Source organism: Serratia sp. LTN-2 (assembly GCF_059740205.1).
The window spans coordinates 565474-580837 of the sequence record NZ_JCAXDO010000001.1; the positions used below are offsets into that span (position 1 = coordinate 565474).

Here is a 15364-nt window from a genome sequence, read left to right on the forward strand (position 1 = left end):
CGTTCTACAAGCCTTATCGACTGTTTCAATCGTCCCGACTGATTGACAATCATGTTGCCAACCAACAGGAGAAATTTCATGAGCAATATGATTAGTGTAAATAATATCAGTGAATTGCGTAATCTGACGCCAGTTACAGATGACCAGATTGTCTTTTTAGTTTCTCACACCGCCGGACGTTTCGCCGGCGGCGGAGAATTCTATTATGCGAAAACGGATACAACCAGTGCGGACAATAACGGCACCGTGGTGGTGACAACGGGAGGAGCCCGCTGGAAACGACTAGAGCAGAAACTCAGTTTCGATCACTTCGGCGCCGATCCCAGTGGTGCCTCCGCCTCGGATGCAGCAATCAGCGCGACATTAAACTATGCCGCGAGTTTAAAAAACAAAGTGGTCTATGCTTCGGAAAATGCTCAATATCTGCTGACCAGTGCTCAACCTATCAACGTCGCTAACGGCGTCACTGTGAGAGGCTCCCGTCGCGGTATTGCTCAAGGCCCTGCAAGCCTTACAAGCAATGGCCCTAATCGGGCAGGCCTTGCGGACGACAGTGCCTTCATTATCAAAAAACCCGCAAGTACGGTTTGTTTCGCCTGCGATAAGAATGTTGTCTTTGATGGCTGGTCGTTCCTCTACCCGGATCAAAAATATACGGCCACCCAGCCGGAGGCATTCGTTCAATACGGTGCCACCATTACCGCAGCCGGCGCTCTGTCAGTCGCCAACTGCCGTTATGTAGGCGCCTATGACTTTGTTGAAGCTCGAGGAGAAGCCAACAACTTTGAGAATATCTACGGTTGGGCAGTCCGCTGCGACTACAGGGTTTATGAAAGCAGGGACATCAACAGATTTACCAATGTTCACGTCAATGCCAATGTTGTGCGTCCGACAGAAAACGCGGTTACTGCCTCTATCGCCGTAGCCGGTTCTTGTGCTTTCAATTTCGATCGCCACGACAATACGTTTATGGTGAATGTATTCTCTTATGGCAAAAAGATCTTTATCAAAACCACAACACAAGGAACCTCCTATTTAGGCGGTCTCAGCCTAAGCAACTTCATGGCAGACAGAAATGGTACCGGAATTGATATCGACTCAGATTCCTCCGCCAATATTCAAATCACCAACGGCTCTTATATTAATGACTATGGTGATGCCGTTGGGGGGTTCCTGGTATTAAGAAAATCTACTGGCCAATCTAATATCACCCCTGTGCAAATCAGCAATGTTAGCTTCGCTACCGCCAATGGACCGAAGAGCTCACTCTCTCCTCAGGCTATTCGCTTCGAAGCGAACGCTGGATATCAACTCTCATTCAGCAACACCGTTATGCCAATGTGGACAAACGGCAGTCTGAACAATGAAGCTGGTTACAACATTCTCAGAGGCACACTGAGCATTGCACAACGCAGCTATCAGCTGCATGATGCCCCGCTAAATTATTTGACGAATAGCAATCTGATCGCCATCGGTGCTGACAATCAGCCTACAGGCTGGTTTATTGACGGGAAACTGACGGTAGACAGCAATCTTCTGACGGCCACTGGCGACAACCCGGCCTACAAAGGTTTGGGTCAACGTATTCATCGGAGCATGGGACCGAGGACATTCTGGGCCATCGCATCCTCTATCGGCGATCAATCCACCGCGCAAGCTTCGACTGGCATTTGGGCCCGCTCGTTCAACGATAACTATACCGACACTATCGAGAGCAATCAGGCTATTCCCTGGATACGCATCGGCAACCTCTACTACGCGCGTTTTGTCATGAACAACAATCGCACTATCCACGATATCTTGGTCAATCCCGGCAGTGGCAATAATACGGTTCGCATTTTAGCCTGCGGCATTAGCCCGGGTGAAATCTTCGACTTCTCGCCTGACACGTTGCAATAGTCTCTCGCGGCATAAAAAAAGCCCCGGCAATACGCCGGGGCCTGGTACTTGCGCGATCGCCGAGGGCTCAGCGTCACGCAAAGGGGTCTTACGGCCCGGAAACCGGTTGTCAAACGCGGTTAGCTGCGTGTTTATGCGCTTTGCGCCAAGGGATCAACCAAGGCCAGCGCGTTTTTCATCGCCTCCACCATTTCGCCATCCACGCAATAATGGCTAAATTCGTCAAACTCGTTGTCGGAGCACATGGTGACCCCCGCCTTGCGGTAGCGCATGGTCGACGGCACCAGATGGCCGGAAGAGCTGTGCAATTCGTGCAGGCCGATATCGACAAACTTGTGCAGATTGCTGAGGCGCACGCCAGCGCCCGCCATGATCACCGGCCCCTGACTGGCCTGGCGCAAATCGCGCAGCAGCGGCAGGCCCAGTTCGGCGCTCTGCTGTTGGCCGGAGGTCAGAATGCGCGCTACGCCGAGATCGGTCAACTGCTCGAGCGCCACCATCGGGTTCTGACACATGTCGAAAGCGCGATGGAAGGTCACCGCCATGCCCTCACAGAGCTTCATCACTTCGCCCATGCGCGGCAGATCGATGTGCCCTTCTTCATCCAGCATGCCGACCACCACGCCAGGGAACCCCATCTCGCGAATCTGGCAAATATCCTGCTTGATCACCGCGAAATCTACCGCGCCGTAGCAGAAATCGCCGCCGCGCGGGCGTACGATCGGATGCACCGGGATCGAAACCCGCTCGCGCGCCAGACGCAGCGTGCCATAGCTCGGCGTCAATCCCCCTTCGCTCTGGCTGGCACACAACTCGATGCGATCGGCGCCTGCCCGTTCGGCCGTCAGCGCACAGTCGACGCTAAAGCAACAAACTTCCAGTTTTATCATTGTCACCCCCAGATAACGGCCAACATACGGCGGCAATTGTTCATTTCTTTATTTCTCACGTAGGCTCATGCTTAAGCATAAACCGGCTCAGGGTTATCACTATGGCATTCAATTTTGATCAATGGGTAGACCGCAGTCACAGTGACAGCGTTAAGTGGGATAAATATCGCGATCGCGACATCATTCCGCTCTGGGTCGCCGACAGCGATTTCACCTCACCGCCGGCGGTGATCGAAGCCTTGCAGCGCCGAGTAGCGCACGGCGTGTTCGGTTACACCCATCCATCCCATGATCTTATTGAGGTTTTTACCCGCCGCATGGTAGAGCGCTACGGCTGGCACATCAAGCCTGAGTGTATCATTTTCCTGCCGGGCCTGGTGTGCGGCCTGAACCTGTGCGTGCGCGCCTGCACCGAAGCCCACCAGAGCACGCTGGCCCCTACCCCGATTTATCCGCCGTTTCGCAAAGCGTCCAAATTCGCCGGGCGCCAACACCTCTCGGTGCCGCTGGCGGCAGTGGGTCAACGTTGGGTGTTGGATTTTGCCGCGATGCGCGGACGGCTCAGCGGCAACGAGAAGCTCCTGCTGCTGTGCAACCCGCAGAATCCAGGCGGCACCGTTTATCGTCGAGAGGAGCTGTTGCAGCACCATCAGTTCGCCCGCGAGCACGATCTAATCGTCTGTTCGGACGAGATCCACTGCGAACTGCTGCTTGAACCCGGCGTGCGTCATATCCCTTTCGCCACCCTGAACGAAGACGCGGCCCAACGCAGCATAACCCTGATGTCGCCATCAAAAGCGTTTAATCTCGCCGGATTGGGCGCCTCGATGGCGATCGTCCCCAACGAGGCGCTGCGACATAAGCTGAAACGCGCACGCAGCGGCATCGTGCCAGAGGTCAATCTGCTGGCGCTGGTCGCGGCGCAGGCGGCCTATCAAGACGGGCAACCCTGGCTCGATGAGCAGCTGACTTATCTGCGCGCCAATCGCGATCGGCTGACCGAGCGCATCAACGCCATGCCGGGATTGAAGTTGTTGCCGATTGAAGCCACCTATTTGGCCTGGATCGACTGCGGCGCGTTGCCGGTGGACAATCCGCAGCAGTTCTTCGAGCGCGCGGGCGTTGGATTAAGCGCCGGTTTGGATTTCGGCGATCGGCGCTTTGTACGACTGAACTTCGGTTGCCGGCGGGCTCTGCTCGATGAAGCGCTCGATCGCATGGCGCGGGCCTGCGCCACGCTGTTCGACTAGCCTTGCTCGCTGGCGACAATGTCCCGAATGGAGTAAGGATGAAACTTGATCGTGACCGTTCCGTCGGTGATGGCCAGGATTGGATTCGGCAATCTCTCGCCTTCGTTTTTTGGCGAGCTTTGTTTCAGCTTGATCCCCGGTGCCAGCAATGCTTCATCGGCAAGATAGCTCAACGCCCGGGCGTGTAGCGTCTGCGGATCGCCGCTCAGGACCAACTCGACATGTTCCCAGCCTTCATGCGGATAGCGTTTCTCCCCGGGATACGGCAGCTCGACACAGTCTATGTGCCACGGGCCCACGACCAGCGGCTGCGACAAATCGAACAGACAGATAGGCCGCCCGTTGATCATCGCCTCGGAAAACAGTGTTCCGCACTGCATCAATCCCTGACGCCAGCGTTCAGCAGTGGCGTTTTGGTGGCAACGCAGGGAAATGTGATCGGCGGTAAACGAGGACAGATCGAGCCGCAGTCTGGCGGCAAATTGTTGCAACGCCTGTTCGAAACGCGGTAGGTCAAGCGTCAGATCGTCAAGCTCGGCAATAGCCTGCAAGGGAGTGGTCATAGAAACCTCAAAACAACGAGCGCAAAGTTAAACGCCGTAATTTACACGGTGGTGGCCGTACTCGCCAGAGATACGCGACAGTTCCTCCGGTTTTCTGACATCGGCGAAGAACAAGAAACCGATATCCTATAAGGGGGGGATATAAAATTGGCAATAAAATAACAAATCAGATTTTTCGCACTTCATTATACTTTTTAATCATGACGCCCGGATTTAAGTTATTTTACACAAGGTAAACCCGCATTGAGTCGTTAAACCGATTGAATTACTTCATTTATCCGGACCCTGATGATGCTTCCAGATTATGCAAAACAAAAAACCCAACCCGTTGTATAAAAAGAAGATAAAATTATCAGATAAACAAAATCCTAAGGATTATCTTAATTTCGATCTGGGCAATTGATTCACCGAAGCAACTCGGCTACCTTGGAGGAAAATTTAATTCGAGATGATCATTATGCTATTGCTGACGATATCCTTGGTGTTGATAATTATCGCCGTATACGCCATTTACCGTCATTTTAAATCACGCAGCCCCAATACGTTTGGCAGCAAACGTCACAATAAAAAACGTTAGCCTCCAGGCTCTCTCCACCCTACCTGCTCTTTTCTCGGCCGTACCATTTCCCACCTTCTGACAATCGACCTGACAATCGACGGCCGCATCCGACGAGGGTTTCATCGCTGCGGCCGCGCCAACTGCTGACGGGCTGTGTCAAATCGGTTACACTTACAGGCTGTTTTGTGGCGGTCGCCGTCGGCGCCCGCCACCGTTGAATCCCGCAGGGGCTGGCATCGGCCCCTCGTTCGTCATTAAGGTAACCCGGTGAATATTCAGGTTCTTCTTTCAGATAAAGTCAGCCAGGCGCTGATCGCCGCTGGCGCCCCAGCCGATTGCGAAGCGCAGGTCCGCCCATCCGCCAAGGCTCAGTTTGGTGATTACCAGGCCAACGGCGTGATGTCCGTCGCCAAAAAGCTCGGCATGCCTCCTCGCCAACTGGCGGAAAAAGTGGTGCAACTGCTGGATCTCGGCGACATCGCCGGTAAAGTGGAGATCGCCGGCCCCGGCTTTATCAATATTTTCCTGAACAGCGAGTGGGTCGCCCGTCAGGCGGACCTGGTGCTGAACGCGCCGAAACTGGGCATCGCGCCGGTTGAGCCGCAAACCATCGTTATCGACTATTCCGCGCCGAACGTGGCGAAAGAGATGCACGTCGGCCACCTGCGTTCCACCATCATCGGCGACGCCGCGGCGCGCACCCAAGAGTTTCTGGGCCATAAGGTGATCCGCGCCAACCACGTCGGCGACTGGGGCACTCAATTCGGCATGCTGATTGCCTACCTGGAAAAAATGCAGAATGAAAACGCCAGCGATATGGGGCTGTCCGATCTGGAACAGTTCTATCGCGAAGCCAAGAAGCATTACGACGAAGACGCCGAGTTCGCCGAGCGCGCACGCGCGTACGTCGTGAAGCTGCAGGGCGGCGATCAGTACTGCCTGAAAATGTGGCGCAAGCTGGTCGACATCACCATGGCGCAAAACCAGCTGACCTATAACCGCCTGAACGTCACGCTGACCGAAGACGACGTGATGGGCGAAAGCCTGTACAACGCGATGCTGCCGGGCATTGTCGCCGATCTGAAAGCCAAGGGGCTGGCGGTGGAAAGCGAAGGCGCCACCGTGGTGTTCCTTAACGAATACCAGAACAAGGACGGCGACCCAATGGGCGTCATCATCCAGAAAAAGGATGGCGGCTACCTCTACACCACCACCGACATCGCCTGCGCCAAGTATCGCTACGAAACGCTGGGCGCCAACCGCGTCCTGTATTACATCGACTCCCGTCAGCATCAGCACCTGATGCAGGCCTGGACCATCGTGCGCAAAGCCGGTTACGTGCCGGAGTCCGTCTCGCTGGAACACCACATGTTCGGCATGATGCTGGGCAAAGACGGCAAGCCGTTCAAGACCCGCTCGGGCGGTACGGTGAAGCTCTCCGATCTGCTGGATGAGGCCATCGAGCGCGCCGAACAGCTGATCGCCGGCAAAAACCCGGATATGCCGGAAGACGAAATGAAAAACGTCGCTCGCGTGGTCGGCATCGGCGCGGTGAAATACGCAGACCTGTCGAAAAGCCGCACCACCGACTATGTCTTCGACTGGGATAACATGCTGGCCTTCGAAGGCAATACCGCACCTTATATGCAGTACGCCTATACCCGTGTGGCATCGGTATTCAAACGCGCCGGCATCGACGAAACCAGCCTGACGCTGCCGCTGACGCTGACCGAAGAGCGTGAAATTGCGCTGGCCACCCGCCTGCTGCAGTTCGATGAGGTACTCACCACCGTCGCGCGTGAAGGTACGCCGCACGTCATGTGTAGCTACCTGTACGATCTGGCCGGCCTGTTCTCCAGCTTCTACGAGCACTGCCAGATCCTGAACGCCGACAGCGAAGAAGCGCGTCAGAGCCGCCTGAAGCTGGCGCTGCTGACCTCGAAAACGCTGAAAACCGGTCTGGATACGCTGGGTATCGAAACCGTCGAGCGCATGTAAATCGCGCGGCGCGGAAAAACAAAAAAGGTCGCCAAGGCGACCTTTTTTCATTTTGGCATTCGGCTCAGGCGACCCGGCGCGCGAAATCACGCGGGCGGAAGCCCAACCCGGCCAGCACGCCGAAATAGGCCATCACACCGGCCACCACCACCGCAGCCAGGCGCAGCAAACGCTCCAGCATATTGCCCTGATCCCAGGCCGGCATCAGCCACATCGCGCCAATCAACACCGCCGACATCACCAGCACCGCGATCACCAGCTTGGTGAGGAACAGCGCCCAGCCCGGCTGCGGCTGGAAGATCTTTTGCTTGCGCAATTGCCAATACAGCAGCGAAGCGTTCAGACAGGCCGCCAAACCGATCGACAGCGCCAAACCGGCATGTTTCAGCGGGCCGATAAATGCCAGGTTCATCACCTGTGTCATGATCAGCGTAATGATGGCGATTTTGACCGGCGTTTTGATGTCCTGACGCGAATAAAAGCCCGGTGCCAGAACTTTCACCACGATCAGCCCCATCAGCCCTACCGAGTAGGCCACCAGCGCGCGTTGCGTCATCGCCGCGTCAAAGGCGCTGAACTTGCCGTACTGGAACAGCGAAACGGTCAACGGCTTGGCCAAAATACCCAGCGCGATGGCGCTCGGCAACGCCAGCAGGAAGCACAGACGCAGCCCCCAATCCATCAGGCGCGAATACTCATCGTGGTTGCCGCTCGAGAAGCTTTTGGCCAGCGACGGCAGCAGGATAGTGCCCAGCGCCACGCCCAGCACGCCGGAAGGGAACTCCATCAGGCGGTCGGCGTAATACATCCAGGACACCGAACCGGACACCAGAAACGAAGCGAAAATGGTGTTGATGATCAGCGAGATTTGGCTGACCGACACCCCGAGGATCGCCGGCCCCATCTGACGCATCACGCGCCAGACACCGGCATCGCCCAGCTTGAGACGCGGCAGCACCAGCATGCCGATCTTGCGCAAGTGCGGCAGCTGGTAGCCCAGCTGCAGCACGCCGCCAACCACTACCGCCCAGGCCAACGCCAGCACCGGCGGGTTAAAGTAGGGGGCGGCAAACAGCGCAAAGCCAATCATGCTGACGTTCAGCAACGTTGGCGCAAAGGCCGGGATCGAGAAGCGGTTCCAGGTGTTGAGGATCGCCCCCACCAGCGATGCCAGCGAGATCAACAGAATATAGGGGAAGGTGATACGCAGCAGCGCCGACGTCAGCGCAAACTTGTCGGGCGTATCGGTAAAGCCCGGCGCGGTGAGATAGATAACCCAGGGCGCGGCCAGCATCCCCAGTACCGTCACCACCGCCAGCACCAGCGTCAGCAGCCCGGAGACATAGGCAATAAACGTGCGCGTCGCCTCTTCACCCTGCTGGCTTTTATATTCGGCCAGGATCGGCACGAAGGCTTGCGAAAACGCTCCTTCGGCGAAGATACGGCGCAACAGGTTGGGAAGTTTGAACGCCACGAAAAAGGCGTCCGTTGCCATACCGGCCCCGAACACGCGCGCGACGATCGCATCGCGGGCAAAGCCCAACACCCGCGAAAACATCGTCATCGAGCTGACGGCAGCCAAGGATTTGAGTAGGTTCATGTGGTTATCTGATAGGTACCGTAAATATCAACGCCTGCTGTTGCAGGCGTCAGTGAAACAATCGGCTCAGTTTACGCATCCGGAAAAGAATAGCTACCGCCATATGTTACATAGAGTTATCCCGCAGCAAGCGCTCGACCATCCGCTGAGCCACCAGCGCCTGTTCGCCGCCGGTTTCCGGCGCGCTCTGATTGGCAACGGCATGGAGAAAATGCCGCACCGCCCCGTCGAAGCCGCGTTGCACCAGCGTGCTTTGCCATCCCGGCACCGGCTGCTCCAGCTCGCCCTGCGCATCTTCACGCAGCCAGTGACGCATATCGGTCAACTGGTACAGCGCGCCGTCGGTCACCGCCTGCACGCTTTCGCGCTGGCTGCCGCCGCGGCGATGCATGCTGGTCGTCACCTGCGTGTCTCCGCAGACGAAGTGGTGTTCGGCATACAGCATTTCGCCTGCGGCGTTAACCCGCAAGCTGCCGCTCAGCAGTTGCTCGCGCCCACCCGCCAGCCACAGAGCGGTATCCACCACGTGCAGATAATCATCCAACAGGGTAAAACGCAGGTCTTGAGGGCCGACGCTGTCCGCCCGGTGTTTGTCCATGCGAATGGAAGCCGGCTGGTTCATTTGCTGCTTGAGCTGCTGATAAAGCGGCGCGAAACGGCGGTTGAATCCCACCATCAGCGTTTTGCCCCGCCGCTCGGCCAGCTCGAGCAACTGCTCGCCCTGCTCCAGCGTTTCCGCCAACGGCTTATCGACGTAAACATGCACGCCACGGTTGAGCAGCTCACCAATCACCGAGAAATGGCTGGCGGTGCTGCTGTGGACAAAGATCGCATCGCACTGTTCGGCCAGGCTGTCCAGACGAGGGAAACAGGCCATGCGATAGCTGTCGCATATCGGCTGCGCCTTTTGTTGATTGGGGGAAAAACCGCCCACCAGCGTCCAGTCCGCCGCCTGCCCAAGGATCGGCAGATACGCTTTCTGCGCGATGCCGCCCAATCCCACTACACCCACGCGCAATTTAGTCATTCGTCTCTCTCGCCAACAGTTGCTGCATTTGCCGTTTCAACTCCGCCACTTCAATTTCCAGCGCGCTGACCCTGGCGCTCAATTCGTCGTCGGTCTCCGGCTCGAGCGCCAGCGGCGCCTCATCAACCTGACCGCTGAACAGATGCATGAAGCGACTTTCGCGCTTGCCGGGCTCACGCGCCAGGCGCACCACAAACGGACCATCTTCCCGGGTGGCCAGCTGCTGAAGCACCTGTTCAACCTCGCTGACATCGCTGAACTCATGCATCCGATTGGTACGGGTGCGCAGCTCGCCCGGCGTTTGCGCGCCGCGCAGCAGCAAGGTGGCGATCACCGCCAGCTCGGCGGGTGAGAGTTTCAACTGACCGAATTCGGAATTGCAAAACCGCTGCTCGTACTTCACCACCCGATTGCCGAACCCGCTGAGGGTGCGCAGGAAATGTTTACGCAGCAACAAATCGAGCAGTTGCTGCACCTCGCTTTCGCTCAGGTCCATCACCGGTTCGCGGTTGGTCTTTTGGTTACAGGCCAGGGTAATGGCGTTAAGCGAAAGCGGGTATTGGTCCGGGGTCGTGACCTGTTTTTCCAACAGGCAGCCGATAACCCGGGCCTCTTTGGCGCTCAATTCATATTTCATCGTTTGGCCTCAACGTGGCGGTAGCCACTCTTTATTGGTGTACGCCGTCAAAACGTGATCTTGCCACTTGCCGTCTATCAGCAGGTAATCCTTGGCGTAACCTTCGCGTTCGAATCCCAGTCGAGTCAGCAGTGCGCCGCTGCGCTGGTTGTGCGGCATATAGTTGGCCATGATGCGGTGCATGCGCTGTTGGCGCAGCATATAACGAATGGCGGACTGCAAGGCCTCGAACATCAGCCCCTGCCCCTGCCATTTCTCCCCCAGCGAATAGCCGAGGAAACAGGCGTGAAACGAACCGCGCAGCACGTTGCTGAAATTCGCCACGCCGCGCACTTCCTGTTCTTCCGGATCGAGCAGGATAAAATAGTAGGCGCTGCCCTGCTTTTGCATTTCGGTGATCATGCCCAGCCGAGCCTGCCAGCCGGAGGGGTAACAGTGGCTTTCGTCGCGCACCGGCTCCCAGGGTTTGAGAAAGGTCCGGTTCTCGGCATAATAGTCCGCCAGGCGATAGGCATCCCGTTCATGCACTAAACGGACCACCATCCGGTCGGTAGTAAGACGTACTTTTGGCGATGCAGAGCGGTAGCCGAACATCATTTCCCCCGCAGTCAAAACGGTTCGATAAGAAGTATTTATTAGGAAGCCGTGCGGATAATTATCCTGTGCCGATCTTACGCCACGGCATTATTTTGCCAATCGCGCCGTCGAACCGCACTTTCCTGTCTTCAATATAACCGTTGCCCGCCCCCGAGGTAAAATCCCGGCCGCTCAGTAAATCGCCGAATGCGCGCTTTACGGCGTTTTTCCGCCAATTTTGCAGCGCAGATAACAGCTTGACGATAAAAAAATATTATCTACACCGCCCCTGTCGCCGCACGGAAATTGGGTAGAGAATGGAGAGGCTGTCTCCCCCTCTTTCTTAATTGCTCATGGTGAAGCATGTCTCTGGTGTCGCAAGCGCGCAGCTTGGGTAAATATTTTCTGTTGCTCGACAACCTGCTGGTGGTATTAGGCTTCTTTGTCGTGTTTCCGCTTATTTCGATTCGTTTTGTCGATCAGCTGGGATGGGCGGCGCTGATCGTCGGCATCGCGCTGGGTCTGCGTCAGCTGTTGCAGCAGGGGCTCGGCATCTTCGGCGGCGCCATCGCCGATCGTTTCGGCGCCAAACCGATGATCGTCACCGGCATGTTGTTGCGCGCCGCCGGTTTCGCCACCATGGCGATGGCCGATGAACCGTGGATCCTGTGGTTCTCCTGCGCGCTCTCCGCCCTCGGCGGCACGCTGTTCGATCCGCCGCGCACCGCTTTGGTGATCAAACTGACCCGCCCGCACGAACGCGGCCGCTTTTTCTCGCTGCTGATGATGCAGGACAGCGCCGGTGCGGTGGTCGGCGCGCTGATCGGCAGTTGGCTGCTGCAGTACGATTTCCACTTTGTCTGCTGGGTCGGGGCGGCGATCTTTGTGCTTGCCGCCGGCTGGAACGCCTGGTTGCTGCCGGCTTATCGCATCTCCACCGTGCGCGTACCGATGAAAGAAGGCATGCTGCGGGTCCTGTGCGATCGCCGTTTCCTCACCTATGTCCTGACGCTGACCGGCTACTATATGCTGGCGGTGCAGGTGATGCTGATGCTGCCGATCGTGGTCAACGAAATTGCCGGTTCGCCGGCGGCGGTCAAATGGATGTACGCGATCGAAGCCGCGCTGTCGCTGTCGCTGCTCTATCCGCTGGCGCGCTGGGGAGAAAAACATTTTCGGCTTGAACAACGCCTGATGGCGGGCCTGCTGCTGATGACCCTCAGCCTGCTGCCGATCGGCTTGGCCACCAGTCTGCAGGGGGTGTTTACGCTGATCTGCTGCTTCTACCTGGGTTCAATCATCGCCGAACCGGCGCGCGAAACGCTGAGCGCTTCACTGGCCGATCCGCGGGCGCGCGGCAGCTACATGGGCTTCAGCCGTCTCGGTCTGGCGCTCGGCGGCGCGCTAGGTTATACCGGCGGCGGCTGGATGTACGATACCGGCCGGACGATGAACCTGCCGGAGCTGCCCTGGTTGCTGCTCGGTGCCGTCGGCTTCGCCACGCTGCTGGCGCTGTATTGGCAATTCAGCCCGCGGCGCAGCGCCTCTATGATGCTGCGCGGCGGTTGAGGCCATAGAAATCCGGCCGAATCGGCAGCAGCTGCTATCCTGTTAGTAAAAACACCTACAGGAGCCCGTCGGCATGATTGAAGAAGCGAAGTTACCGCAACTGCTCGAACATATGATATTGAACTTGCGCATGATCTATGCGCGCTCTACCCTGGTGGAAAAGGCGCTGGCCCAAATTATCGCCGGCGACAGCGCGCTGAAAAGCGATGTCATCAAGCAGCTGCAGATCGTCACCGCCGCCAACGAGCGCGATCAGCTCGATCTGGAACAGGCCCGCATTCACCTGATCGATGTGCTCAACTCGGTACCGGTCAAGAAATAACGCCCCTCGCCCGCGCCTGTTGCGCGGGCAATGTCGCAATAACGCACCATCCAACACACGCACTTCAAGACAGCCTCGGTAAGCTGTGATAACTATTGCTGTTAAAACCTGACAACCCGGAGCAAGCATGAAACTGTTCATTTACGATCATTGCCCATTCTGCGTTAAAGCCCGCATGATTTTCGGCCTGAAACACCTGCCGGTTCGCCTGGTCACGTTGCTCAACGACGATGAGACGACCCCGTTCACCCTGATCGGCAAAAAAATGGTGCCTATCCTGGTCAAAGACGACGGTGAAGCGATGGCGGAAAGCCTGGATATCGTACGCTATGTCGACGGTCTGGACGGCAAACCGGCGCTGACCGGCAACACCAACCCGGCCATCGCCGAGTGGCTGCAGCGGGTCGGCGGTTACAGCGCAAAACTGCTGTTGCCGCGCATTGCGCATGCCGACTTCGAAGAATTTGCCACCGACAGCGCCCGCCGTTACTTTATCGATAAAAAGCAGGCGTCAATCGGTGATTTTGCCGAGCATCTCGCCAACAGTGCCGATCTGATCGCCGAGTTGGAAGCTGACCTGCACGCGCTGTCGCCGCTAATCGTCTCCGCCGAGGCGGTGAACGGCGAGCTGTCCGAGGACGACATTCACCTGTTCCCGCTGTTGCGTTCGCTATCGATCGTCGCCGGGGTTGCCCTGCCGGACAATGTTGAAGCCTATCGCAACCGCATGGCGCAGCGCAGCGAGGTGCCGTTGCTGCTGGATATGGAACAATAACGTTAGCAAGTCACAACAAGGACATGGCGTACTGATGTTGAAAATGGTGCTCGCCACCGCTCGCGACCGGGCGCGGCTGAAGGAAATTACCTCCGTTCTGATTCGTTACGGCCTGCAGGACGTTCTGCGCCTGCTGGGGCTGGGCGCTTTGTTGCGCGGCGCCCGCAGCGAGCCCGGCCGACAGGACGCGCAGACGCTGCCTGAACGGCTGCGCGAAGCGCTCGAGGCGCTGGGCCCTACCTTCGTCAAATTCGGCCAGATCCTGGCCACGCGCTCTGATCTCTTGGATCCGGCCTGGACCGATGAACTGGATCGCCTGCACAGCCAGGCGGCGGTGCTGCCATGGGAAACGCTGGCGCCGCAAATCATCGCCGATCTGGGCGGCGAGCCCGAGCAGCAGTTTGCCGAATTCGATCGCACCCCGCTGGCCGCCGCGTCGATGGCGCAAATCTACCGTGCGCGCCTGCACAGCGGCGAACAGGTGGTGGTAAAAGTGCTGCGGCCCGGACTGGCGAAAACCATCCACGCCGATCTGCGGCTGCTGGCTTCGCTGGCGGAGACCGTGGAACAGCAGAGCCCGGCGCTGGCGCGCTATCGACCGCGGCAGATGGTCAGAGCGCTGGCGACGGCGCTCAATCACGAACTGGATTTGACTCACGAAGGGCATAACTGCGATCGCGTCGCCGGGATGTTCGCTCATCAACCCGACGTCGTGGTGCCGAAAATCTATTGGCAATACTCTTCCCCCCGCCTGCTCGTGCAGGAATACTTGCCTGGCACCGCGCCGGAAAACCCTGAGCAGCTGGCGGCGGCGGGTTTTGACGGGCCGCTGTTGGCGCAACGCGGCGCCCGCGCCTTTATGAGCATGGTGCTGGAGCACCGGCTGTATCACGCCGATCCGCACCCCGGCAACGTGATGGCGCTGAGCGGCGATCGCGTCGGCTTTATCGACTTCGGCATGGTGGGCCAGTTGTCAGAACGGCGGCGCAACCAGTTGCTGTTGCTGCTGCAAGCCATCGCCGAACGTCAGTCCGAGGGCATCGTCAACACGCTGATCGCCTGGTCGGACAGCGAACCGCTGGACCTGATGGATCTGGAGCTGGCGGCGCAAAACTTTCTCGACAAACAGGCCGCCGCCACCCTTACGCTGGGTAAAGCCCTGACCGATCTGCTGGTGATGGCGCGCGAACACCAGCTGGCGCTGCCGCCCGACCTGGTGCTGCTGTTCAAGGCCTTGATCACCGCCGATGGCGTGCTGCACCGGCTGGATCCGACCTTCGACATCGTCGCAACGCTCAAGCCGATGTTGCAACAAACGGCGCTGCGGCGCTACGCCCCCGACGCCGTGCGCCAGCGGCTGTTGGCTCTGGGCGGGGAAGCGCTCGACGCCGGAGAGGAGCTGCCGCAAACCCTGCGGCTGTTGGTTCGCCGCCTGAAGCGCGGGCAGCTCAATGCCGATATCAACGTCAGTAACCTCGGCCAGTTGAGCAAAGCGCTGGAACGCGCCGCCGTCACCCTGGCCATTGCCATCGTCACCGCCGCTTTCGCCCTGGGGCTGGCGCCTTATTTGATGCATTCGTCGCTGCGGCTGTGGGGCGTTCCGCTGTTCCCGCTGTTGGGAGGCGCGGCCTGCCTGGCCGGAGTGATTCTGTTGGCGCTGCGATTGCGGCGCTGACGCTTTCGGCGTTATCCGATAGGT

Annotated in this window: 13 protein-coding genes; 7 read left to right on the forward strand and 6 right to left on the reverse strand. The window is 58.1% G+C overall.

From position 1 onward, the window contains the following. Positions 1-78: 78 nt before the first annotated feature. Positions 79-1899, forward strand: a complete 1821-nt coding sequence (locus AC6BYQ_RS02590; RefSeq protein ID WP_498056240.1) for a putative phage tail protein — start codon at positions 79-81, stop codon at positions 1897-1899. Between the two features lie 131 nt (positions 1900-2030). Here AC6BYQ_RS02590 and cutC read toward each other — a convergent pair whose 3' ends face one another. After that, the gene (gene cutC, locus AC6BYQ_RS02595) at positions 2031-2789 is read right to left on the reverse strand and encodes a copper homeostasis protein CutC (protein WP_063918640.1); all 759 of its coding nucleotides are present in this window, start codon (positions 2787-2789) and stop codon (positions 2031-2033) included. 101 nt (positions 2790-2890) lie between these two features. Between cutC and AC6BYQ_RS02600 the strand changes: the two genes are divergently transcribed. Continuing rightward, positions 2891-4039, forward strand: a complete 1149-nt coding sequence (locus tag AC6BYQ_RS02600) for a MalY/PatB family protein (protein ID WP_498056241.1) — start codon at positions 2891-2893, stop codon at positions 4037-4039. On the opposite strand, the gene AC6BYQ_RS02605 is transcribed toward AC6BYQ_RS02600, so the two are convergent. After that, a complete protein-coding gene (locus tag AC6BYQ_RS02605; RefSeq protein ID WP_498056242.1) occupies positions 4036-4602 on the reverse strand; it encodes a VOC family protein in 567 nt (188 codons plus the stop codon). The genes AC6BYQ_RS02600 and AC6BYQ_RS02605 overlap by 4 nt on opposite strands. A gap of 826 nt (positions 4603-5428) precedes the next feature. Between AC6BYQ_RS02605 and argS the strand changes: the two genes are divergently transcribed. Then, positions 5429-7159, forward strand: a complete 1731-nt coding sequence (gene argS / locus AC6BYQ_RS02610) for an arginine--tRNA ligase (RefSeq protein ID WP_498056243.1) — start codon at positions 5429-5431, stop codon at positions 7157-7159. Between the two features lie 64 nt (positions 7160-7223). Here the strand turns inward: argS and murJ are convergent, their stop codons facing one another. From murJ to rimJ, 4 genes are all read right to left on the reverse strand, one after another. Further along, positions 7224-8759, reverse strand: coding sequence for a murein biosynthesis integral membrane protein MurJ (gene murJ / locus AC6BYQ_RS02615; RefSeq protein ID WP_025159812.1), 1536 nt, complete (start codon positions 8757-8759; stop codon positions 7224-7226). Positions 8760-8865: 106 nt separating this feature from the next. Further along, positions 8866-9786 carry a Gfo/Idh/MocA family protein gene (locus tag AC6BYQ_RS02620; protein WP_498056244.1) on the reverse strand — a complete coding sequence of 307 codons (921 nt, stop codon included), beginning with the start codon at positions 9784-9786 and terminating at the stop codon, positions 8866-8868. Further along, positions 9779-10423 (reverse strand): YceH family protein, encoded by a 645-nt coding sequence (locus AC6BYQ_RS02625; RefSeq protein ID WP_074054004.1) that lies wholly within the window; start codon positions 10421-10423, stop codon positions 9779-9781. Before AC6BYQ_RS02625 ends, AC6BYQ_RS02620 begins: the two co-directional genes overlap by 8 nt. A gap of 9 nt (positions 10424-10432) precedes the next feature. Next, entirely contained in the window at positions 10433-11017 is a 585-nt protein-coding gene (gene rimJ / locus AC6BYQ_RS02630; RefSeq protein WP_025159814.1) for a ribosomal protein S5-alanine N-acetyltransferase, read from the reverse strand. A gap of 345 nt (positions 11018-11362) precedes the next feature. On the opposite strand from rimJ, the gene mdtH reads away from it, so the two are divergent. The 4 genes from mdtH to AC6BYQ_RS02650 all read left to right on the forward strand — a co-directional run bounded on the left by mdtH (position 11363) and on the right by AC6BYQ_RS02650 (position 15340). After that, on the forward strand, positions 11363-12568 hold the full coding sequence (gene mdtH / locus AC6BYQ_RS02635) for a multidrug efflux MFS transporter MdtH (RefSeq protein WP_498056245.1): 1206 nt from the start codon (positions 11363-11365) through the stop codon (positions 12566-12568). Positions 12569-12641: 73 nt separating this feature from the next. Then, the gene (locus AC6BYQ_RS02640) at positions 12642-12890 is read left to right on the forward strand and encodes a hypothetical protein (RefSeq protein ID WP_019452827.1); all 249 of its coding nucleotides are present in this window, start codon (positions 12642-12644) and stop codon (positions 12888-12890) included. 127 nt (positions 12891-13017) lie between these two features. After that, the gene (gene grxB / locus AC6BYQ_RS02645) at positions 13018-13665 is read left to right on the forward strand and encodes a glutaredoxin 2 (protein ID WP_198636056.1); all 648 of its coding nucleotides are present in this window, start codon (positions 13018-13020) and stop codon (positions 13663-13665) included. A 34-nt stretch (positions 13666-13699) separates the two neighbouring features. Further along, positions 13700-15340 carry an ABC1 kinase family protein gene (locus AC6BYQ_RS02650; protein WP_498056246.1) on the forward strand — a complete coding sequence of 547 codons (1641 nt, stop codon included), beginning with the start codon at positions 13700-13702 and terminating at the stop codon, positions 15338-15340. Positions 15341-15364 lie beyond the last annotated feature (24 nt).